At 71.2% G+C, this 20,813-nt stretch carries 19 protein-coding genes and 1 pseudogene; 14 read left to right on the top strand and 6 right to left on the bottom strand.

The genetic code is table 11. The features are described 5' to 3' along the window. The first annotated feature begins 83 nt into the window (after nucleotides 1-83). From ACZ56U_RS25810 to ACZ56U_RS25790, 5 genes and pseudogenes are all read left to right on the top strand, one after another. Nucleotides 84-1,154: a LacI family DNA-binding transcriptional regulator gene (locus tag ACZ56U_RS25810; RefSeq protein WP_469086360.1), complete on the top strand. Its 1,071-nt coding sequence runs from the start codon at nucleotides 84-86 to the stop codon at nucleotides 1,152-1,154. An 82-nt stretch (nucleotides 1,155-1,236) separates the two neighbouring features. Continuing rightward, a pseudogene (locus tag ACZ56U_RS25805) lies at nucleotides 1,237-2,609 on the top strand (glycoside hydrolase family 10 protein). 73 nt (nucleotides 2,610-2,682) lie between these two features. Further along, complete coding sequence (locus ACZ56U_RS25800) at nucleotides 2,683-3,738, top strand: LCP family protein (protein ID WP_469086359.1); 1,056 nt, start codon at nucleotides 2,683-2,685, stop codon at nucleotides 3,736-3,738. A gap of 154 nt (nucleotides 3,739-3,892) precedes the next feature. Next, the gene (locus tag ACZ56U_RS25795) at nucleotides 3,893-4,249 is read left to right on the top strand and encodes a YciI family protein (protein WP_469086358.1); all 357 of its coding nucleotides are present in this window, start codon (nucleotides 3,893-3,895) and stop codon (nucleotides 4,247-4,249) included. Nucleotides 4,250-4,296: 47 nt separating this feature from the next. Continuing rightward, nucleotides 4,297-5,553 (top strand): RNA polymerase sigma factor, encoded by a 1,257-nt coding sequence (locus tag ACZ56U_RS25790; protein ID WP_469086357.1) that lies wholly within the window; start codon nucleotides 4,297-4,299, stop codon nucleotides 5,551-5,553. Nucleotides 5,554-5,567: 14 nt separating this feature from the next. On the opposite strand, the gene ACZ56U_RS25785 is transcribed toward ACZ56U_RS25790, so the two are convergent. Continuing rightward, nucleotides 5,568-6,743 carry a class I SAM-dependent methyltransferase gene (locus ACZ56U_RS25785; protein WP_469086356.1) on the bottom strand — a complete coding sequence of 392 codons (1,176 nt, stop codon included), beginning with the start codon at nucleotides 6,741-6,743 and terminating at the stop codon, nucleotides 5,568-5,570. A gap of 90 nt (nucleotides 6,744-6,833) precedes the next feature. Here ACZ56U_RS25785 and ACZ56U_RS25780 point away from each other — a divergent pair, with 90 nt between their 5' ends. From ACZ56U_RS25780 to groL, 4 genes are all read left to right on the top strand, one after another. Beyond that, nucleotides 6,834-7,751: a polysaccharide deacetylase family protein gene (locus ACZ56U_RS25780; protein WP_469086355.1), complete on the top strand. Its 918-nt coding sequence runs from the start codon at nucleotides 6,834-6,836 to the stop codon at nucleotides 7,749-7,751. Further along, complete coding sequence (locus ACZ56U_RS25775) at nucleotides 7,748-8,554, top strand: polysaccharide deacetylase family protein (protein WP_469086354.1); 807 nt, start codon at nucleotides 7,748-7,750, stop codon at nucleotides 8,552-8,554. Before ACZ56U_RS25780 ends, ACZ56U_RS25775 begins: the two co-directional genes overlap by 4 nt. A gap of 180 nt (nucleotides 8,555-8,734) precedes the next feature. Then, nucleotides 8,735-9,043, top strand: a complete 309-nt coding sequence (groES, locus tag ACZ56U_RS25770; protein ID WP_003998759.1) for a co-chaperone GroES — start codon at nucleotides 8,735-8,737, stop codon at nucleotides 9,041-9,043. Nucleotides 9,044-9,170: 127 nt separating this feature from the next. Beyond that, nucleotides 9,171-10,799, top strand: a complete 1,629-nt coding sequence (groL, locus tag ACZ56U_RS25765; RefSeq protein WP_391234500.1) for a chaperonin GroEL — start codon at nucleotides 9,171-9,173, stop codon at nucleotides 10,797-10,799. A 78-nt stretch (nucleotides 10,800-10,877) separates the two neighbouring features. Here groL and ACZ56U_RS25760 read toward each other — a convergent pair whose 3' ends face one another. From ACZ56U_RS25760 to ACZ56U_RS25750, 3 genes are all read right to left on the bottom strand, one after another. Beyond that, nucleotides 10,878-11,585: an ester cyclase gene (locus tag ACZ56U_RS25760; RefSeq protein ID WP_469086353.1), complete on the bottom strand. Its 708-nt coding sequence runs from the start codon at nucleotides 11,583-11,585 to the stop codon at nucleotides 10,878-10,880. Between the two features lie 102 nt (nucleotides 11,586-11,687). Next, nucleotides 11,688-12,461: an SDR family NAD(P)-dependent oxidoreductase gene (locus ACZ56U_RS25755; protein ID WP_469086352.1), complete on the bottom strand. Its 774-nt coding sequence runs from the start codon at nucleotides 12,459-12,461 to the stop codon at nucleotides 11,688-11,690. Between the two features lie 50 nt (nucleotides 12,462-12,511). Beyond that, nucleotides 12,512-13,180 (bottom strand): MOSC domain-containing protein, encoded by a 669-nt coding sequence (locus ACZ56U_RS25750; RefSeq protein ID WP_469086351.1) that lies wholly within the window; start codon nucleotides 13,178-13,180, stop codon nucleotides 12,512-12,514. Between the two features lie 80 nt (nucleotides 13,181-13,260). On the opposite strand from ACZ56U_RS25750, the gene ACZ56U_RS25745 reads away from it, so the two are divergent. Beyond that, entirely contained in the window at nucleotides 13,261-14,163 is a 903-nt protein-coding gene (locus tag ACZ56U_RS25745) for a LysR family transcriptional regulator (RefSeq protein WP_469086350.1), read from the top strand. Nucleotides 14,164-14,202: 39 nt separating this feature from the next. On the opposite strand, the gene ACZ56U_RS25740 is transcribed toward ACZ56U_RS25745, so the two are convergent. Next, nucleotides 14,203-14,532 carry a WhiB family transcriptional regulator gene (locus tag ACZ56U_RS25740; protein ID WP_046261616.1) on the bottom strand — a complete coding sequence of 110 codons (330 nt, stop codon included), beginning with the start codon at nucleotides 14,530-14,532 and terminating at the stop codon, nucleotides 14,203-14,205. Between the two features lie 381 nt (nucleotides 14,533-14,913). Here ACZ56U_RS25740 and ACZ56U_RS25735 point away from each other — a divergent pair, with 381 nt between their 5' ends. From ACZ56U_RS25735 to ACZ56U_RS25720, 4 genes are all read left to right on the top strand, one after another. Then, on the top strand, nucleotides 14,914-15,525 hold the full coding sequence (locus ACZ56U_RS25735) for a response regulator transcription factor (RefSeq protein ID WP_003948568.1): 612 nt from the start codon (nucleotides 14,914-14,916) through the stop codon (nucleotides 15,523-15,525). Between the two features lie 189 nt (nucleotides 15,526-15,714). After that, entirely contained in the window at nucleotides 15,715-16,380 is a 666-nt protein-coding gene (locus tag ACZ56U_RS25730) for a sigma-70 family RNA polymerase sigma factor (RefSeq protein ID WP_469086349.1), read from the top strand. Between the two features lie 169 nt (nucleotides 16,381-16,549). Next, entirely contained in the window at nucleotides 16,550-18,055 is a 1,506-nt protein-coding gene (gene guaB / locus ACZ56U_RS25725) for an IMP dehydrogenase (RefSeq protein ID WP_469086348.1), read from the top strand. A gap of 106 nt (nucleotides 18,056-18,161) precedes the next feature. After that, nucleotides 18,162-19,286, top strand: coding sequence for a GuaB3 family IMP dehydrogenase-related protein (locus ACZ56U_RS25720; protein WP_469086347.1), 1,125 nt, complete (start codon nucleotides 18,162-18,164; stop codon nucleotides 19,284-19,286). 190 nt (nucleotides 19,287-19,476) lie between these two features. Here ACZ56U_RS25720 and ACZ56U_RS25715 read toward each other — a convergent pair whose 3' ends face one another. Next, a complete protein-coding gene (locus ACZ56U_RS25715; RefSeq protein ID WP_469086346.1) occupies nucleotides 19,477-20,688 on the bottom strand; it encodes a nucleotide sugar dehydrogenase in 1,212 nt (403 codons plus the stop codon). Nucleotides 20,689-20,813 lie beyond the last annotated feature (125 nt).

Below are 20,813 nucleotides of genomic sequence, written 5' to 3'. Positions count from 1 at the left end.
TCGATATGTATGCCGAATGTTTTGGGAACCTAGGCGGGCCGGGAGGGTTCGTCAAGAGGTCGTGCAGGGATACGATCGCCGCCATGACACCCCCGGAGCCCGCTGAATCCAGGGCGGCAGCCCCAGCAACCGGCCGTTCGGCGCAGATCGCCACCCTCGCCGAGATCGCCCGCGAGGCCGGCGTCTCGGCGCCGACTGTTTCGAAGGTGCTGAACGGCCGCGCCGACGTCGCCCCGGCGACCCGCACCCGCGTGGAGGAACTGCTGCGCGCCCACGGCTACCGCCGACGGCGGGCCGAGGCGAGCCGTTCGCCCCTCATCGACCTGGTCTTCCACGAACTGGAGAGCGCCTGGGCGATGGAGGTCATCCGGGGCGTGGAGAACGTCGCCCGGGACGCCGGGCTGAGCGTCGTGCTGAGCGAGAGCGCGGGACGGCTCACCCCCGGGCGCACCTGGGCCGACCAGGTCGCCGCCCGCCGCCCGCACGGGGTGGTCCTCGTGCTGTCGGGGCTCGACGAGTCCCAGCGCGCCCTGCTCACCAGCCGCGCCATCCCGTTCGTCGTCATGGACCCGGCCGGCGACCCCGGCGCCGACGTGCCCTCCATCGGCGCGACCAACTGGCAGGGCGGACTCGCCGCCACCCGGCACCTCGTCGACCTCGGGCACACCCGCATCGGCGCGATCAGCGGCCCGTCCCGGATGATGTGCAGCCGTGCCCGCATCGACGGCTACCGGGCGGCCCTGGAGACCGCCGGACTGCCGGTCGACCCCGCGCTGATCAGGAACGGCGACTTCCATCACGAGGCCGGCTACCGGCAGGGCCTGGAGCTGCTGCGCCGGGAGGACCGGCCGACCGCGGTCTTCGCCGGGAACGACTTGCAGGCGCTCGGGCTGTACGAGGCGGCGCGCGAGCTGGGGCTGCGCATCCCGGAGGACCTGAGCGTGGTCGGCTTCGACGATCTGCCGGTCGCGCCCTGGGTGGGGCCGCCGCTGACGACCGTACGGCAGCCGCTCACCGAGATGGCCGAGGCGGCGGCGAAGCTGGTGCTCGACCTGGCGCGCGAGGAGGGCACCCCGGCGGCCACCCGGGTGGAGCTGGCGACGAGCCTGGTGGTGCGCAGCAGCACGGCCGGGCCGCCCCTGGCCGGAAGGTGACGTCTTGACGGGTGGGGGTCCCGCCTCCACACTCCTCCGAAGTCAATCGGTTGCACGACCGAAACTTTCGGAGGCACCCGCAGTGAGATCCTCCAGAACCTCGCCACGTGCACGACTCGCCGCTCTGCTGGCCGGAGCGGTCGCGGTCGGCGCCCTGGCGACCGCCGGCACGACCACCGCGCACGCCGCCGACACCCCGCTGCGCGACCTCGCGGCCGCCCAGGGCAAGGCCATGGGCACGGCGGTCACCGGCTCCAAGCTGACCGGGACCTACGGCGACATCGCCGGGGCCCAGTTCAACTGGCTCACCCCCGGCAACGCCATGAAGTGGGAATCGGTCGAGCCGACCCGGGGCAGCTACAACTGGGCCGAGGCGGACCAGATCGTCGCCTTCGCCGAGGCCCACGACCAGGACGTGCGCGGCCACACCCTGGTCTGGCACAGCCAGAACCCGAGCTGGCTGGCGAACGGCAGCTGGACCCCGGCCCAGCTGAGCACGCTGATGAACGACCACATCGCGCTGGAGGTGGGCCGCTACAAGGGCCGCGTCGCCGCCTGGGACGTCGTCAACGAGCCGTTCAACGAGGACGGCACCTACCGTCAGACCCTCTGGTACAACGGCCTCGGCAGCGGCTACATCGCCCAGGCCCTCACCGCCGCCCGCGCCGCCGACCCGGCCGCCGACCTGTACATCAACGACTACAACGTCGAGGGCGTGAACGCGAAGTCCACCGCCCTGTACAACCTGGTCAAGTCGCTGAAGGAGCGGGGCGTCCCGATCGACGGCGTCGGCCTCCAGGCCCACCTCATCCTCGGCCAGGTGCCCTCCACGCTCCAGCAGAACATCCAGCGCTTCGCCGACCTCGGCGTCGACGTGGCCATCACCGAGCTGGACATCCGGATGAACCTCCCGTCGGACAGCGCCAAGCTGGCCCAGCAGGCCGCCGACTACAAGGCCGTCATGAACGCCTGCCTGGCCGTCACCCGCTGCACCGGAGTCACCGTCTGGGGCTTCACCGACTCCGATCCGACTCCGACTCCTGGATCCCCAGCACGTTCCCCGGCCAGGGCGCGGCGACGCCGTACGACGAGAACTACGCGCCGAAACCGGCGTACCGCGCGATCGCGGAGGCGCTCGGCGGGACGACCACGCCGCCGACGGGTGCGTGCACGGCCGTCTACAGCGTCAGCAGCCAGTGGAACACCGGCTTCACCGGCCAGGTGAGGATCTCCTGCTCGGGCGCGGCGCTGTCGGGCTGGAAGGCCGGCTGGACGTTCGGGGCCGGGCAGAAGCTCACCAACGTCTGGAACGCGAGCTGCACCCAGACGGGCGCGACGGTCAGCTGCGCCAACGCCTCCTACAACGGGACCGTCCCGGACGGCGGCTCGGTGACGTTCGGCTTCAACGGGTCATGGAGCGGGAGCAATCCGGTACCGAGCGTGACGCTGGGCTGAGAAGTCTGAGATTTTCCCAAGAAAACCGCCCCGGAGGCGTTCCTCGTAATAATTCGGACTTACGTTCCTCCCCGTGACGGGACACCGAGAGAGCGGGGACGCGGGCAGAAGACCGGGCCGGCGGCCGAGAGCGCTGAAGGCCGCCGGTATCGCCCTCGCGGGCGTCCTGGTGCTGGGCGCGGCCGGGGCGGGGTTCGCCTACTGGCATCTGAACGACAACATCAAGAGTGTCGACATCAACTCCGCGCTCGGCGACGACCGTCCGGCGAAGGCGGTGACGACCCCCGCTCCCTCGGCGTCGGCCACCGCCTCCCCGCTGCCCTCCGAGGCCCTCAACATCCTCGTCCTCGGCTCCGACTCGCGCAGCGGCGAGGAGAACCAGGAACTCGGCGGCGGCGACAGCACGGGGGCCCGGTCCGACACGGCGATGGTCGTCCACCTCGACGCCGGCCGCACCGGGGCGACGGTGGTCAGCATCCCGCGCGACACGCTCGTCACCCGTCCCTCGTGCCCGCTTCCGGGCGAGGGCTCGACGGCGGTGGCCTACAACGCGATGTTCAACAGCGCGTACTCGGTCGGCGGTCCCGTCTGCGCGGTCAAGACCGTCGAGTCGCTCACGAACGTCCGGATGGACCACTACATCGAGATCGACTTCTCCGGCTTCGCGCGGCTCGTGAACGCCCTCGGCGGGGTCACCGTCACCACGGACGAGGACATCGACGACTCCAGCAGCCATCTGACCCTGGCGGCCGGCACCCACCGCCTCGACGGCAAGCAGGCCCTCGCCCTCGCCCGCACCCGGCACGGCATAGGCGACGGCAGCGACCTCGGCCGGATAGGTCTGCAGCACAAGCTGGTGAAGGCGCTGCTGGCGCAGATCTCCGCGACCGACCTGCTCACCAGCCCGGCCAGGCTCTACACGGTCGCCGACGCGGTCACCGGCAGCCTCACCACCGACACCGGCCTGGACTCCCTCGGTGAACTGACGAGCCTCGGGCAGAGCCTGAAGGGCCTGTCCGCGGACCAGGTGAGGACCGTGACGATGCCCGTGGTGCCGGCCCCCTCGGACGGCAACCGGGTGGTGGCGGACGAGCCGGAGGCCCACGAGCTGTGGGCGTCACTGCGCTGAGAAAGCCCCCAGGAACCCTCTGTGAGCTGCGGAAACGTACGGCCGGAAAAATTCCTCGAAAAAATCCCGCGCGTCTGTCGATCCCTGGGCCCGTCGTTCGACGCATGGATGGGAGAGGCCGGAAGGACCGGCCGACCGAACCGAGGGAGTCACCATGCCGCGCTACCTGTCGCTCGTGCAGATCGACGAGTCCACCGCCCCCGCCGAGGGCCCCAGCCCCGAGCTGATGCAGCGCATGGGCGAGCTGATCGAGGAGATGACCAAGGCGGGCGTCCTGCTCGACACCGCCGGGCTCACGCCGTCCGCGCAGGGCACCCGGGTGCACTACAGCGGCGGCCGGACCTCCGTCACCGACGGGCCGTTCACCGAGTCCAAGGAGGTCGTCGGGGGATACGCCATGATGCAGTGCAAGGACATGGCCGAGGCCGTCGAGTGGACCAAGCGGTTCCTCCAGGTGCACGAGGAGCACTGGACGGTCACGTGTGAGGTGCGGGAGATCGCGGAGGGCTGACCCGCTCGCCTTGGCCGCGGGCGGGCGGGGGTGTTGCATGGAGGACTGTGAGCCCACAGTCCTCCGGCGACCCCCGGCACGCCATCGAGACCGTCTTCCGCATCGAGTCCCCGCGCGTGGTGGCCGCCGTCGCCCGGGTCGTCCGTGACGTCGGCATCGCCGAGGAACTGGCCCAGGACGCCCTCGTCGCGGCCCTGGAGCAGTGGCCCCGCGACGGCGTCCCCGACCACCCGGGCGCCTGGCTGACGACCACCGCCCGGCGCCGCGCCGTGGACCTGGTCCGGCGCCGGGAGAACTACGCCCGCAAGCTCCAGGAGATCGGGCGCAGCCTCGACACCACCGTCCCGGCGCAGGAGCCCGCCGACCCCGAGGACATCGACGACGACCTGCTCCGCCTGGTCTTCACCACCTGTCACCCGGTCCTGTCCGCCGAGGCCCGCGTCGCCCTGACCCTGCGGCTGCTCGGCGGTCTGTCCACCGCCGAGATCGCCCGCGCGTTCCTGGTCCCGGAGCCCACGATCGCCCAGCGCATCGTCCGCGCCAAACGCACCCTCGCGACGCGCGACGTCGCCTTCGAGGTGCCCTACGGCCCCGACCGCGAGGCCCGGCTGGGCGACGTCCTCGACGTCATCTACCTGATCTTCAACGAGGGGTACGCCGCCACGACCGGCGACGACTGGCTGCGCCCCGGCCTGTGCGAGGACGCCCTGCGCCTGGCCCGCCTGCTGTCCGCCCTGATGCCGAAGGAGGCGGAGGTGCACGCCCTGGTCTCGCTGCTGGAGTTCCAGGCGTCCCGCGCCGCCGCCCGCACCGGCCCCGCCGGCGAGCCGGTCCTGCTGGAGCACCAGAACCGCCGCCGCTGGAACCGCATGCTCATCGCCCGCGGCATCAAGGCCCTGGCCCGCGCCGACGCCACCCGCACCGGCGCCCCCGGCCCCTACGCCCTCCAGGCCGCCATCGCCGGCTGCCACGCGCACGCGTACACCTACGAGGAGACCGACTGGGCGAGCATCGCGACCCTCTACGGCCTGCTCGCGGTCCGCGCCCCCTCCCCGGTCGTCGAACTCAACCGGGCGGTCGCCGTGTCGATGTCCGAGGGCCCGCAGCAGGCACTGCGGATCGTCGACACCCTCACCGCCGAACCCGCCCTGCGCGACTACCACCTGCTCCCCAGCGTCCGAGCCGACCTCCTGGCCCGACTGGGGCGCACGGCGGAGGCACGGGCGGAGTTCGAACGGGCGGCGGGACTGGCGCGCAACGGACGGGAGCGGGAACTGCTGACGGCGCGGCTGCGGTCACTGTAGGGGCGCGGTCGCGGTCACCGGAGGGTCGCGGGGGCCCCGACCAGCATCGTCGGGGCGCCCGCGACCCGGGTGAGGAACACGGTCGCGGCGTTGGACCCCTGCGGTTTCGGGAGCGCCTTCCTGCGCAGTTCCTCCGGCTCCACCGCCGACCCGCGCTTCTTCACCGTCAGGATCCCGACCTCGCGCTCCCGCAGCAGGGACTTCAGCTTCTTGACGTTGAAGGGGAGCCGGTCGGTGATCTCGTAGGCCGTGGCGTACGGGGTCGGGAGCAGTGCGTCGGCGGTGATGTAGGCGATGGTCGGGTCGATCAGCCCGCCGTTCAGCTCCTCGGCGACCTCGGCGACCAGGTGGGCGCGGATGACGGCGCCGTCGGGCTCGTACAGGTAACGCCCCACGGGGCGGGCCTCGGGGTCGGGCAGGCCGCGGCCGAGGAGGGTGCGCGGGCCCGGCAGCAGGGTCGCGCGGACGGTACCGGGCGCCGTGCCGAACCAGAGCACCGCCTCCTTGACGTCACCGCCGTCGGAGATCCACTCGGCCTCGGCCTCGGCGGGCACGGTCTCGTGCGGGATGCCGGGGGCGATCTTCAGCGCGGCGTGGGGCGCCCCGCGGGCGGTGTCGATCGCCCAGGACAGGGGCGGGGAGTAGGCCTCGGGATCGAAGATCCGCCCGCGGCCACCGCGCCGGGCCGGGTCGACGAAGACGGCGTCGTACGAGGAGGTGTCGACGTCCGTGACGTCCGCCTCTCGCACCTCCATCAGGTCGGCCAGCCCCAGCGCCTCGGCGTTCGCCCGGGCCGCGGCGGCGGTGAGCGGGTCGCGGTCCACGGCGAGCACCCTGATCCCGGCCCGCGCCAGCGCGATCGCGTCTCCCCCGATCCCGCAGCACAGGTCGGCGACCGACCGCACCCCCAGCGCCACCAGCCGTTCGGCCCGGTACGCCGCCACGCTCGCCCGCGTCGACTGCTCCACCCCGTTGGGCGTGAAGAACATCCGCCCCGCGTCCTCGGCGCCGAACTTCACCGCCGCCCGCTGCCGCAGCCGCGCCTGGCCGAGTGCCGCGGAGACCAGTGCGGCGGGGTGCTCGCGGCGCAGCCGGGTGGCGACGGCGAGTTCGTCGGCGGGGGCGGTGCCGCGCACGGCGTCGAGGAGGGCGCGGCCCTCGGGGGTGAGGAGGGGAGCGAGGTCGTTCACCCGGTCATTGTGGGCCAGTCGGTGGACGGTCCGCCCCCGGCGGCGGTGTCGGGCCGGGATCGGGGCGGTGGCTTGCCAGGATGCGGGGCCATGGGATCAGTAGGACAAAATGACAAAAGTCGGGCGGCTCGCAGGGCGGGAGTCCGTGGCGGCCTCGCGGCGCTCGCCGTCGCCGCGCTCGCCTCGGGCTGCACCCAGGGCGACGGCGAGACCGTCCGCCCGGCCCTCGGCCAGCAGCCCCTGAAGGCGGCGCCGGCCCGGGCCCTGGACGCGTACGCCACCAAGCTCCGCGCCTCCGCGAGGGTCGCGAAACGCTGGGGCCTGGCCAGAACCCCGCTCGCGCCCCCGGCACCGCCCGCGCGGAAGCCGCGGATCACCACCCGCAAGGGCTTCGAGGTGGCCGGGCACGAGGAGCAGGGCCTGCCGCCCGTCTTCACCACGATCCCGACCGATCGGAAGATCGTCTTCCTCACCATCGACGACGGCGCCGAGAAGGACCCCGCCTTCCTGCGGATGATGACCGAGCTGAAGATCCCGTACACCGCCTTCCTCAGCGACTACCTGGTCAAGGAGGACTACGGCTACTTCAAGAAGATGCAGGACGCCGGCGTGGTCCTCAACAACCACACGCTCCACCACCCCTACCTGCCGGGGCTGTCCTACGCCCGCCAGAAGCACGAGATCTGCGGCATGCAGGACATCATCGAAAAGCGCTACGGCAAACGGCCGCTGCTGTTCCGCCCGCCGTACGGCAACTACAACAAGGACACGCTGCGCGCCGCGAAGGCCTGCGGGGTGAAGTACGCGCCGATCTGGAACGAGGAGGTCTTCGTCGACCGCTGGGACTACCGCGAGTGGGACCGCGAGATCCACCCGGGGGACATCGTGCTGAGTCACTTCCGCGGCCGGGAGGACTGGAAGGGCACGATGCCCGACATGATCCGCCGGTTCCTCGACAAGATCACGGCCGAGGGGTACGCGGTGGCCCGGCTGGAGGACTACCTGTGAGGACGCGGGGCGCGGTGGCCGCCGCCCTGGCCGCCCTGCTCCTCACCGGCTGCGCCCGGACCGCCGCCGACCCCACCGGCCGGCCGGGCGGCACGAGGGCGCAGGGGGTGCGGCCCCTGGCCGGCTCGGCCGCCGGAGAACCGCCGTACGCCCGCTGGGGCCTGCGCGCCCCGCTCGCCCCGGCACCCCGCCCGGCCGCCCGCCCGGCCCTGACGGGTACCCCGCTGCCGGTGCTCCGGCGCGTCCCGACCCGCGACAAGGTCGTCTTCCTGACCTACGACGACGGTGCCGAACAGGACGAACGCTTCGTCGACATGGTCCGCACCCTGCGCCTGCCGGTCAGCATGTTCCTCACCGACAGCGTGGTGGGACCCGGCTACGGCCACTTCGCGCGGCTGCGCTCGGTGGGCGCCTCGATCCAGAACCACACCCTCGACCACCCCGCCCTGCGCGGCCTGCCCTACGCCGGGCAGCGCGCCGAGATCTGCGGCCAGCAGGACAAGCTGAGGTCCCGCTTCGGCCTGCGCCCCCGCCTCCTGCGCCCGCCCTACGGGACGTACGACGACACCACCCTGCGGGCCGCGGCCGACTGCGGCCTCGCGGCGGTCGTGCTGTGGCGCGCGTCCATGGAGGACGGCGAGCTGACGTACCCGCGCGGGGAGCGGCACCTGGCCCCCGGCGACATCGTGTCCGTGGCGTCCCGCGGGACGACGGGCCTGACGCTGGTGGAGCGGACGGCGCGGCTGCTGCGCGAGATCCAGGGGGCGGGCCTGTCGGTGGGCAGGCTGGAGGACTACGTCTGACGCGTCGAATTAGCAGTCCGCTTGACCGAGTGCTAATCGCGGTCATAGTCTCAGGTCTGGCACTCCCCCCTGGAGAGTGCCAATAGCGACGGGCAGGTCCGGCACCCGCGACGACGGATCCACCTGGTCGCCACCTCAGACAGTTAACCCCGTGAGATCTCCGAAGGGGGAGGTCGGATCGTGACGACCACCAGCTCCAAGGTTGCCATCAAGCCGCTCGAGGACCGCATTGTGGTCCAGCCGCTCGACGCTGAGCAGACCACCGCCTCTGGCCTGGTCATTCCGGACACCGCCAAGGAGAAGCCCCAGGAGGGCGTCGTCCTGGCCGTGGGCCCGGGCCGCTTCGAGAACGGCGAGCGTCTTCCGCTCGACGTGAAGACCGGCGACATCGTGCTGTACAGCAAGTACGGCGGCACCGAGGTGAAGTACAACGGCGAGGAGTACCTCGTCCTCTCGGCTCGCGACGTGCTCGCGATCATCGAGAAGTAATTCACCCGCTTCCCTGCGAAGCACCGTTTTTCTGAGCTGCGCCCCGGGCCCCCGCGACCTTATGAAGCCGGGCGTCAGGGGCGCAGTTCGTTTCACCCACGTTTTCCGAGAGGGCTGAACCGCTCCCATGGCGAAGATCCTGAAGTTCGACGAGGACGCCCGTCGCGCCCTCGAGCGCGGCGTCAACAAGCTTGCCGACACGGTCAAGGTGACGATCGGCCCCAAGGGCCGCAACGTCGTCATCGACAAGAAGTTCGGCGCCCCCACCATCACCAACGACGGCGTCACCATCGCCCGCGAGGTCGAGCTCGACGACCCGTACGAGAACCTCGGCGCCCAGCTGGTGAAGGAGGTGGCGACCAAGACCAACGACATCGCGGGTGACGGCACCACCACCGCCACCGTGCTCGCCCAGGCGCTGGTTCGCGAGGGCCTGAAGAACGTCGCCGCGGGTGCCTCCCCGGCGCTGCTGAAGAAGGGCATCGACGCGGCCGTGGCCGCGGTCTCCGAGGAGCTCCTCGCGACCGCCCGCCCGATCGACGAGAAGTCCGACATCGCCGCCGTGGCCGGTCTGTCCGCCCAGGACAGCCAGGTCGGCGAGCTCATCGCCGAGGCGATGGACAAGGTCGGCAAGGACGGTGTCATCACCGTCGAGGAGTCCAACACCTTCGGTCTGGAGCTGGACTTCACCGAGGGCATGGCCTTCGACAAGGGCTACCTGTCCCCGTACTTCGTGACGGACCAGGAGCGTATGGAGGCCGTCCTCGACGACCCGTACATCCTGATCAACCAGGGCAAGATCTCCTCGATCCAGGACCTGCTGCCGCTCCTTGAGAAGGTCATCCAGACCAACTCCTCCAAGCCGCTGCTGATCATCGCCGAGGACGTCGAGGGCGAGGCCCTGTCGACCCTGGTCGTGAACAAGATCCGCGGCACCTTCAACGCGGTCGCGGTCAAGGCCCCCGGCTTCGGCGACCGCCGCAAGGCGATGCTCCAGGACCTGGCGATCCTCACCGGCGCCACCGTCATCTCCGAGGAGGTCGGCCTCAAGCTCGACCAGGTCGGCCTGGACGTGCTGGGCTCCGCCCGCCGCGTCACCGTCACCAAGGACGACACCACGGTCGTCGACGGCGCCGGCAACTCCGAGGACGTCACGGGCCGCGTCGCCCAGATCAAGGCCGAGATCGAGAACACCGACTCCGACTGGGACCGCGAGAAGCTCCAGGAGCGCCTCGCGAAGCTGGCCGGCGGCGTGTGCGTGATCAAGGTCGGCGCCGCCACCGAGGTGGAGCTGAAGGAGAAGAAGCACCGTCTGGAGGACGCCATCTCCGCGACCCGCGCCGCGGTCGAGGAGGGCATCGTCTCCGGTGGTGGCTCCGCGCTCGTCCACGCCGCGAAGGTGCTGGAGGGCGGCCTCGGCAAGACCGGCGACGAGGCGACCGGTGTCGCCGTCGTCCGCCGCGCCGTCGTCGAGCCGCTGCGCTGGATCGCCGAGAACGCCGGCCTGGAGGGCTACGTCATCACCTCCAAGGTCGCCGAGCTCGACAAGGGCCAGGGCTTCAACGCCGCCACCGGCGAGTACGGCGACCTGGTCAAGGCCGGCGTCATCGACCCGGTCAAGGTCACCCGCTCCGCCCTGGAGAACGCCGCCTCCATCGCCTCCCTCCTGCTGACGACCGAGACCCTGGTCGTCGAGAAGAAGGAAGAGGAGCCCGCCGAGGCCGGTCACAGCCACGGCCACGGCCACTCCCACTGAGCCCACCAGCTCACCGAAGGCCCGGCACCCGCGAGGGGGCCGGGCCTTCGCCCTGTCCGGCGGCCGCGCCGCGCCGCCCTACTGCTCCAGCGCGTCCAGCGCGCCCAACTGCGCCATCAGCCCCAGCCGGTCGTACTCCCACCAGCCCTCGGCGATCTTCCCGTCCGCCGAGCACCGGTGGATGGTGGTCCCGGTCATGGACGCCCGCCTGCCGCTCGCCGGGATCCCCAGGAAGTCGCCGACATGGGTGCCGTTCCAGGTCCACCGGGTGCACACCCGGTCGCCCTGGGCGAGCTGATCGTGGACGGTGAACCCGAAGTCGAACGCCCCCCGCCACCTCTCGACCTCCTCGCGCACCGCGTCGCGCCCCACCACGTCCTGGTCGTTGGCAGGATCGTGGTCGTGGTACTCCGCGTCCAGCAGGTCGTCCAGCGCCGGCAGCGCCCCGCTCCCGGACAGGGTCTCGAAGAACCGCCGAGCGGTGGCCGCGTACAGCTGCTCGTCCCGCACCACGTCCAGATCGGTGAAGGTCGGCATCTCGTCACACAGGGCGACGATCTCCTGGAAGATCTCCTCGGTCTCGGGCAGGCCGGAGTTGCGCATCGCCTCCTCGTACGAGGGGAACTCCACGATCTCGACGAAGTGCGACGCGTCCGACCGGTCCTTGCCGACGAGGTCGTGCGTCGCCGTCCGCTTCCCCCTGGTCTGCTCGACCCACCTGTCCATCAGCCGGTTCATCTCCTCGAACCGGCTGGTCCTGCAGTCGATGAGCTGTACGAACGTCATGGTGCCGCCTCCGGTCCAGTCCCCCTGGGTCCGGTAGTACGGGACCATTCTCCTCCCGTCCGGGGTCCCCGTGCAGAGCTCGGCCCCCGGGGCGGCCGTGCCCTACCGAGGCCCGTACTTCCGGCCCGTCCTGGACGAGATCCCCCCGAGCAGGTTCCGGGGCACCACCTTCGCCATGCCCATCAGCGCCTTGTAGCGAGGGTCCGGGATCGACAGGGACTTGCCGCGCGCGAGGTCGTGCAGCGCGGCCGCGACCAGCTTGTCGGCGTCCAGCCACATCCAGCCGGGGATGTTGTCCGTGCCCATCCCGGCCCGCTGATGGAACTCGGTGCGCACGAACCCCGGGCACAGCGCCATCAGCCGGACCCCGCTGCCCGCCAGGTCCCGGGCCACCCCCTGGGTGAACTGCACGACCCACGCCTTGGAGGCGCCGTAGGTGCCGCGCGGGACGAAGGCCGCCACCGACGCGACGTTGACGACACCGCCGCGGCCGCGCTCCCGCATCCCCTCCGCCGCCGCCGACGTCAGCCGGAGCACCGCCTCGCAGTGCACCTTGAGCATCCTCAGCTCGTCGGCCATGGTGACGTCGAGATAGCGGCCCTTGTTGCCGAAGCCCGCGTTGTTGACCAGCAGGTCGACCGGATTCCTGCGGTCGGCGAGACGGGCGGCCACCGCCTCGATCCCGGCGTCCTCCGCCAGGTCCGCGGTGAGGACCTCGGCCTCGATGCCGTGCCGGTCGTGGAGCTCGGTGGCCTGCTCACGCAGCCGCTTGGTGTCGCGGGCCACCAGGACGAGGTTGTGGCCGTCGGCGGCGAGGCGCCGTGCGAACGCGGCACCGATGCCCGCGGTCGATCCCGTAATCAATGCCGTTGTCATGACGCAAGGTTAATGACCGGGGCCGACAGCCTCCGCCTGCCGAGGGCCCGTCAGGCGCCGTGCTTCTCCACATAGTCGAGCGCCCACTGCCGCACTTCCGGATGGAGCGCCTCGCCCGCCGCCAACAGCCGCGGCTGGAGCGGCCGTTCGGTGGTCATCGCCCGGAACGCCAGGGCGACCGTCACCTCGTGGCCGGGCCGGTGCACGATCTCGACCGGGTCCCCGGTACGGATCTCACCGGGCTGTATCACCCGCAGATACGCGCCCGGCGCGCCCTTCCGCGTGAACCGCTTCACCCACCGCTCCTCCTCCATATGGCCCTGGAAGGTGCCGCACGGGATCCGCGCGCTGGTGACCTCCAGCACCACCTCGGGCCCGATCCGCCAGCGCTCGCCGATCCGCGCGCCGGAGACGTCGACGCCCTCGGTGGTGAGGTTCTCGCCGAACGCGCCGTTGGCCAGCGTGCGGCCCAACTCGCCCTCCCACTCGTCCAGGTCCTCGCGCGCCATCGCGTACACGGCCTGGTCGTCGCCGCCGTGGTGCTGCCGCTTGCACACCGCGTCCCCCGCGAGCCCGCTGCCGCCGATGCCCTTGGGGCCAGGCGCGGCCACCCGCACCGGTGTGTCGACCGGGCGTTTGTCGATACCGGTGACGCCTTCGGGGTTGTCCGTGTACGAAACGGCCTTCTCGCGGCCCAGATTCACCGACAGAAGCTTCATAGCGGCACGGTAGGGGACAGGCACTCAAAGATGCCACGCATTATTCGGCGCCATGTCAAAGCATGGCTTATCCTCGTCGGGTGATCGAAGCCCGCCATCTGCGCGTCCTGCGCGCCGTCGCCGCCACCGGTTCCTTCTCCGCCGCGGGGCGCGAACTGGGCTGCACCCAGCCCGCGGTGAGCCAGCAGATGAAGGCCCTGGAGGCGTCCGTCGGCACCCCGCTGCTGGTCCGCAGCGGGCGCGCGATGCGACTGACCCAGGCGGGGGAGGCGCTGGTGCGGCACGCCGCCGGGATCCTCGCCGGACTGACGGCGGCGGAGGAAGAGGTCGCCGCCATCGCCGGACTGCGGGCCGGGCGCGTGCGGCTCGTCTCCTTCCCCAGCGGCAGCTCCACCCTCGTACCGACCGCGCTCGCGGCGCTGCGTGCCGCGCACCCGGGGACGCGGGTCTCCCTGGAGGAGGCCGAACCCCCGCAGTCCGTCGCCTTGCTGAGGGAGGGTGACTGCGATGTCGCCCTCGCCTTCCGGTACGAGGGGGCCGCCCAGGAAGGCGAGTGGGACGACCTCGTCGTACGCCCCCTGCTGCTGGACCGTCTCGTCGCGCTCGTGCCGGAGCGGCACCGGCTCGCGGCCACCGGGTCCGTCGCCATCGGGGAGCTCGCGCGCGAACCCTGGATCGCCGGATGCCCGCGCTGCCGGGGGCAGTTGGTCGAGGTGTGCGAGGACGCCGGGTTCACGCCCCGCATCGACTTCGCGACCGACGACTACCCGGCCGTGGTGGGACTGGTCGGCGCCGGCCTGGGGGTCGCCGTGCTGCCCCAGCTCGCCATCGAGTCGGTACGGCCGCGAGGCGCGCGGGTCGTCACGCTGGAGCCGGCCGTGCGGCGGGAGATCGTCGCGCTGACCCTGCCCGATCTGGCGCAGGTGCCCGCGGTGGCGGCCACCCTGGACCGGCTCGCGGAGGCGGCGGGACGCAAGCAGTAAGGGCACGCGTGCGCGTGCCCTTATCGCAGAAACGTTCCTTCAATTGTTCGAGACGGCATGCCCCCCGACCGACGACGCCGTCACCAGCCGGTTGCGGGCCCGCCCCATGAGCTCCTCGCGCTCGTCCTCGGTCAACCCGCCCCACACGCCGTACGGTTCTCTCACCGCCAGCGCGTGCGCCGCGCACTGGGCGCGGACCGGGCATCGCATGCAGACCTCCTTGGCCGAGTTCTCACGAGCGCTCCGGGCCGCTCCTCGCTCGCCCTCCGGATGGAAGAAGAGCGAGCTGTCCACCCCGCGACAAGCGGCCAGAAGCTGCCAGTCCCACAGGTCCGCGTTCGGTCCGGGAAGGCGGGAGAAATCTGCCATTGCGTGACCCCTTGTAGCCGTTCTGTGGCGGAATCGGTGTCTACGACCGTACATCTCCGATCTAAGGAGATGAAAATATGACTCATTGCGAATCTAGCCTCAGACACCAGAAAAAGGGAAGAAATGGGGCTAAATGGGGCACTGGTTGTGATGAAACGTTGTGGGTCCGTCGTGCATGTCTGCACCGTGTCCGCGCCCTCACGTAGAGTGCCGAAGATGGCACACGGCCCCGTAACTCTTTCGAGTGACCGTCGTTGAGAGTGCGAGGCGGTTGAAACAAGAAGTGCTCGGGCTAGTGTCCGAGACGGTCGACCGCACAGGTGACGATTTCGTACCAGCCTGGAGGCTCAAGGTGACGTGCATCAGCTGCGGAGGGCGGCCATGACTTCCGTCCTCGTCTGCGACGACTCCCCGCTTGCCCGAGAGGCGCTCCGCCGCGCGGTCGCGACCGTGCCCGGCGTCGAGCGCGTGACGACCGCGGCCAACGGCGAGGAAGTCCTCCGCCGCTGGGGCGCCGACCGCTCGGACCTGATTCTGATGGACGTACGCATGCCCGGTCTGGGCGGCGTCGAGACCGTCCGCCGGCTGCTGTCCGCCGACCCCGGTGCGCGCATCATCATGCTCACCGTCGCGGAGGACCTCGACGGCGTCGCTCTCGCGGTGGCCGCGGGGGCGCGCGGCTATCTGCACAAGGACGCCTCACGCGCCGAGTTGCGGGCCACGGTCACGCAGGCCCTGGCCGACCCGACCTGGCGGCTCGCCCCGCGCCGGCTGCGGTCCGCCGAGATGGGTGCCGCGCCGACGCTCACCGCGCGTGAGATCCAGGTGCTCGAAGGGATGAGTCACGGGCGGTCCAACGCGGAGATCGGGCGGGAGCTGTTCCTGTCCGAGGACACCGTGAAGACCCACGCGCGGCGGCTGTTCAAGAAGCTGGGCGCGTCGGACCGGGCGCATGCCGTGGCCCTCGGGTTCCGCTGGGGTCTGGTGCGCTGAGCTGTCGTAGGGCTGCGGGTCCTCCGTGGCTGGTCGCGTGGTTCTCCGCGCCCCTGGAGGGGCGCGGTCGCGACGCCGGTCAAGCAGTCCATTCGGCGCCCGCTGCTCGTTTCGGCGCGGATGCCGCATCCTTGAGGTGTGGAGTCTCTCGGGGACGATTCGGTCGAGCGGAAGGGGAGGGCGCAGGGGATGAGTTCCGGCGCACCTGCTCATAACGCTTCGGTGCACAACATCGGGCGCGGTGCCACAGAGGAATCGGCCACAAGGCACCATGGGCCGATGCGCGAGGACGAGACGACGGTGATCGGTGGGCTCGTCCACCGCGCCGTCGACGGGGATGAGCAGGCCACACATGACCTGCTCGCCCATGTCCACCCACTGGCGCTGCGCTACTGCCGCACCCGTCTGTCGCGGTTGCCCGGCGACGCCCGTCACTTCGTGGAGGACCTGGCGCAGGAGGTCTGTGTCGCCGTCCTCCTCGCCCTGCCGCGCTACCGGGACACCGGTCGGCCCTTCGAGGCGTTCGTCTTCGCCATCGCCGCCCACAAGGTCGCCGACCTGCAGCGCGCCGCGATGCGGGGCCCCGGGTCCACGGCCGTCCCGTCCGACGAGATGCCCGAGCGGCCGGACGACTCCCTCGGCCCCGAGGAGCGTGCCCTGCTCAGCAGTGACGCCGAATGGGCCAAGAAACTGCTGGCCAACCTTCCCGAGAACCAGCGGGAGCTGCTGCTGCTGCGGATCGCCGTCGGGCTGACGGCCGAGGAGACGGGCCAGATGTTGGGAATGTCACCGGGAGCCGTCCGGGTGGCCCAGCACCGGGCGCTGAGCCGGCTGCGAGCCCTCGCCGAGCAGTAGTCGGCCGTAGCCCCTTGCCGTGGCGCCTTGGTGTCTTCGGTGAACACGTCATACCTCGGTTCCGTACGAACATACGAAGCCGGTAGCCGGACGGAACCGTGGAATTCGGGACCCATCCTTCCCGTTAGCATGGACATCCGCACCGATCAAGGCCATTGGGGAAGGTGTCATGACTGCCAACGTCGACGGAGTGCCTGACAAATTCGCGACACTCGGGCTGACCTACGACGACGTGCTGCTGCTGCCGGGCGCGTCGGACATGGCGCCCGACGAGATCGACACCGCCTCGTACGTCTCCAAGAACGTGCGGGTCAACATCCCGCTGCTGTCCGCCGCCATGGACAAGGTCACCGAGTCGCGCATGGCGATCGCGATGGCCCGCCAGGGCGGCGTCGGCGTGCTGCACCGCAACCTCTCCATCGAGGACCAGGCCAACCAGGTCGACCTGGTGAAGCGGTCGGAGTCCGGCATGGTGGCCGACCCGATCACCGTGCACCCGGACGCCACGCTCGCCGAGGCGGACGCGCTGTGCGCCAAGTTCCGCATCAGCGGCGTCCCGGTCACCGACCCGGGCAAGCGGCTCCTCGGTATCGTCACCAACCGCGACATGGCCTTCGAGAGCGACCGCTCCCGCCGGGTCCGCGAGGTCATGACGCCGATGCCGCTGGTCACCGGCAAGGTCGGCATCTCCGGTGTCGAGGCCATGGAGCTGCTGCGCAAGCACAAGATCGAGAAGCTGCCGCTCGTCGACGACGAGGGCGTCCTCAAGGGCCTCATCACCGTCAAGGACTTCGTCAAGGCGGAGAAGTACCCGAGCGCCGCCAAGGACGCCGAGGGCCGGCTGCTCGTCGGTGCCGCGGTCGGCGTCGCCGGTGACGCCTACGAGCGGGCCCAGGCGCTGATCGAGGTCGGCGTCGACTTCATCGTCGTGGACACCGCGCACGGCCACTCCCGGCTGGTCGGCGACATGGTCGCCAAGATCAAGTCGAACTCCTCGGACGTCGACGTCATCGGCGGCAACATCGCCACCCGGGACGGCGCGCAGGCGCTCATCGACGCCGGTGTGGACGGCATCAAGGTCGGCGTCGGCCCCGGCTCGATCTGCACGACCCGAGTCGTCGCCGGCATCGGCGTCCCGCAGGTCACCGCGATCTACGAGGCCGCGCTGGCCGCCAAGGAGGCCGGCATCCCGGTCATCGGCGACGGTGGCCTGCAGTACTCCGGCGACATCGCCAAGGCCCTGGTCGCGGGCGCCGACACCGTGATGCTGGGCTCGCTGCTCGCGGGCTGCGAGGAGTCCCCGGGCGAGCTGCTGTTCATCAACGGCAAGCAGTTCAAGTCGTACCGCGGCATGGGCTCGCTGGGCGCCATGCAGACCCGTGGCGACCGCAAGTCCTTCTCCAAGGACCGCTACTTCCAGGAGGGCGTCGCCTCCGACGAGCAGCTGGTCCCCGAGGGCATCGAGGGCCAGGTGCCGTACCGCGGCCCGCTGTCCTCGGTCGTCCACCAGCTGGTCGGCGGTCTGCGCCAGTCGATGTTCTACGTCGGCGGCCGCACCGTGCCCGACCTCCAGGCCAACGGCCGGTTCGTACGGATCACCTCGGCGGGCCTCAAGGAGAGCCACCCGCACGACATCCAGATGACGGTCGAGGCGCCGAACTACAGCCGTAAGTAGTCACCAGGCTTCCCCAGGGGCGGTCCCGGAGCATCCGGGGCCGCCCCTGCCGTACCCGTCGGGGATACTGGGAGGCGCTGCAACGCATCAGGGAAAGGCCACACACGTGACTGAGATCGAGATCGGGCGCGGCAAGCGCGGCCGCCGGGCGTACGCCTTCGACGACATCGCCGTCGTCCCCAGCCGTCGTACGCGCGACCCGAAGGAGGTCTCGATCGCCTGGCAGATCGACGCCTACCGCTTCGAGCTGCCGTTCCTGGCCGCCCCCATGGACTCGGTCGTCTCCCCGGCCACCGCGATCCGCATCGGTGAGCTCGGCGGCCTCGGCGTGCTCAACCTCGAGGGCCTGTGGACGCGGTACGAGGACCCGCAGTCGCTGCTCGACGAGATCGTCGGCCTGGACTCCGAGACGGCCACCCGGCGCCTCCAGGAGATCTACTCCGCCCCCATCAAGGAGGAGCTGATCGGCGCGCGCATCAAGGAGGTGCGCGACTCGGGCGTGGTCACCGCGGCCGCGCTCTCCCCGCAGCGCACGGCGCAGTTCTCCAAGGCCGTCGTGGACGCGGGCGTGGACATCTTCGTCATCCGCGGCACGACGGTGTCGGCCGAGCACGTCTCCGGCTCGCACGAGCCGCTGAACCTGAAGCAGTTCATCTACGAGCTCGACGTCCCGGTGATCGTCGGCGGCTGCGCCACGTACACCGCGGCCCTGCACCTGATGCGGACCGGCGCGGCCGGTGTCCTCGTCGGCTTCGGCGGCGGCGCGGCGCACACCACGCGCAACGTGCTGGGCATCCAGGTCCCGATGGCGACCGCGGTCGCGGACGTGGCGGCGGCCCGCCGTGACTACATGGACGAGTCCGGCGGCCGGTACGTGCACGTCATCGCGGACGGCGGCGTGGGCTGGTCCGGCGACATCCCCAAGGCCATCGCCTGTGGCGCGGACGCCGTCATGATGGGCTCCCCGCTGGCCCGTGCCACGGACGCGCCCGGCAAGGGCCACCACTGGGGCATGGAGGCGGTGAACGAGGAGCTGCCGCGCGGCAAGAAGGTCGACCTCGGCACCGTCGGCACCGTCGAGGAGGTCCTGGCGGGCCCGTCGCACACCCCCGACGGCTCGATGAACCTCTTCGGCGCGCTGAGGCGGGCCATGGCCACGACCGGTTACAGCGAGCTGAAGGAGTTCCAGCGCGTCGAGGTGACGGTCGCGGACTCTCAGCACAAGCGGTAGGGGCTTACGGCGACTGCAGGGCCGGCCACCCGGGTGGGGTGGCCGGCCTTTTGCGTGCCTGGGCCTGTCGTGCGTCACCCAGGAGCCTGCCGCAGTAGCCGCTGCGGTGGGCTCCACCTGTAACCGTAAGGACCCGCGGCGCACCCCGCATGCCACGGCTCCGGGGCCCGTCGCGCTCGCGCGCCCCCCTTCACAACCGGTGCGCCGCCCCGGTGGGTGTCGCCCCCCGCGTGTCCAGCAGCAGCTGCGCCTTCACCGACAGGCCTTGCAGGTCGTACGTCCGGTGCTGCTGGAGCAGGATCGTCAGGTCCGCGTCGGCCGCCGCCTCGTAGAGGGAGTCCGCGCGGGGGACCGGGCGGTCCAGGACGTTCCAGGAGGGGACGTGGGGGTCGTGGTAGCTGACCGCGGCGCCCAGCTCCATCAGGCGGATCGCGATCTCCCGTGCGGGTGTGGCCTGTTGATCGGCGAGGTCGGCCTTGTAGGTGACGCCGAGGAGCAGCACGCGCGCGCCCCGCGCGGACTTGCCGTGCTCGTTGAGGAGCGTGGCGGCGCGCTGGACGACGTAACGCGGCATCTGGTTGTTGACCTGCTGGGCCAGTTCGACCATGCGGAGTGTGCGGCCGCCGGGGCCGCCGGTCAGGTCCTGCGGGACCGCGTGGCCGCCGACGCCGGGGCCGGGGCGGAAGGTCTGGAAGCCGAAGGGCTTGGTCTCCGCGCAGCGGACCACGTCCCACAGATCGACGCCCAGCTCGTGGCAGAGCACCGCCATCTCGTTGACGAGGGCGATGTTGACGTGGCGGAAGTTGGTCTCCAGGAGCTGGACCGTCTCCGCCTCCCGGGGGCCACGCGCGCGTACCACCTTGTCGGTGAGGCGCGAGTAGAACGCGGCGGCCGACTCGGTGCACGCGGGGGTGAGGCCGCCGAGCACCTTGGGGGTGTTGGCGGGGGTGAAGTCGCGGTTGCCGGGATCCACCCGGCTGGGGGAGTACGCGAGGTGGAAGTCGCGGCCCGCGCACAGGCGTGAGCCCTCCTCCAGGAGGGGGCGCAGGAAGTCCTCCGTGGTGCCCGGCGGGACCGGCGACTCCAGGATGACCGTGGTGTGCGGGCGCAGATGGTCGGCCAGGGTGCGGGCCGCGGCCTCCACCTGGGTCAGATCGAGTCCGCCGTCCGCCCCGCGCGGGGTGGGCGCGCAGATGACCGCGGTGCGCACCCGGCCGAGCTCGGCGGGGGAGGTGGCCGGCCGGAAGCCCCCCGAGAGCATCCGGCGCAGTTCGGCGGGGCTGAGCGAGCCGGCCTCGGGGCCGGTGCGGTAACCGAGCGTGGGGATGCCCGCGGCGACGGCGGCCTGGGCCAGGGGCAGTCCGTACGGACCGAGTCCGATGACGGCGAGATCTGCGGGCATGGCGTGGACCGTCCTTCCCAATAACCGAAGCGGGACAGGCGCACAAGCCCGGTGGACAGAACGGGCGAGCGCAATGTCAGACTAAGAGTAAATCTGACCGAAATACGAGATTGATTCCTTGTGTC

It is taken from the genome of Streptomyces sp. NPDC034103 (genome assembly GCF_055575395.1).
This window is presented reverse-complemented; position numbering and strand designations above follow the sequence as displayed.

Coding starts and splice junctions, on each gene's coding strand:
- ACZ56U_RS25740 (WP_046261616.1), bottom strand. CDS start 14,532: ATGGCAGATTTCTCCCGCCTTCCCGGACCGAACGCGGACCTGTGGGAC.
- guaB (WP_469086348.1), top strand. CDS start 16,550: ATGACTGCCAACGTCGACGGAGTGCCTGACAAATTCGCGACACTCGGG.
- ACZ56U_RS25750 (WP_469086351.1), bottom strand. CDS start 13,180: ATGAAGCTTCTGTCGGTGAATCTGGGCCGCGAGAAGGCCGTTTCGTAC.
- ACZ56U_RS25795 (WP_469086358.1), top strand. CDS start 3,893: ATGCCGCGCTACCTGTCGCTCGTGCAGATCGACGAGTCCACCGCCCCC.
- ACZ56U_RS25760 (WP_469086353.1), bottom strand. CDS start 11,585: ATGACGTTCGTACAGCTCATCGACTGCAGGACCAGCCGGTTCGAGGAG.
- ACZ56U_RS25735 (WP_003948568.1), top strand. CDS start 14,914: ATGACTTCCGTCCTCGTCTGCGACGACTCCCCGCTTGCCCGAGAGGCG.
- ACZ56U_RS25810 (WP_469086360.1), top strand. CDS start 84: ATGACACCCCCGGAGCCCGCTGAATCCAGGGCGGCAGCCCCAGCAACC.
- ACZ56U_RS25715 (WP_469086346.1), bottom strand. CDS start 20,688: ATGCCCGCAGATCTCGCCGTCATCGGACTCGGTCCGTACGGACTGCCC.
- ACZ56U_RS25780 (WP_469086355.1), top strand. CDS start 6,834: ATGGGATCAGTAGGACAAAATGACAAAAGTCGGGCGGCTCGCAGGGCG.
- groL (WP_391234500.1), top strand. CDS start 9,171: ATGGCGAAGATCCTGAAGTTCGACGAGGACGCCCGTCGCGCCCTCGAG.
- ACZ56U_RS25755 (WP_469086352.1), bottom strand. CDS start 12,461: ATGACAACGGCATTGATTACGGGATCGACCGCGGGCATCGGTGCCGCG.
- ACZ56U_RS25730 (WP_469086349.1), top strand. CDS start 15,715: ATGAGTTCCGGCGCACCTGCTCATAACGCTTCGGTGCACAACATCGGG.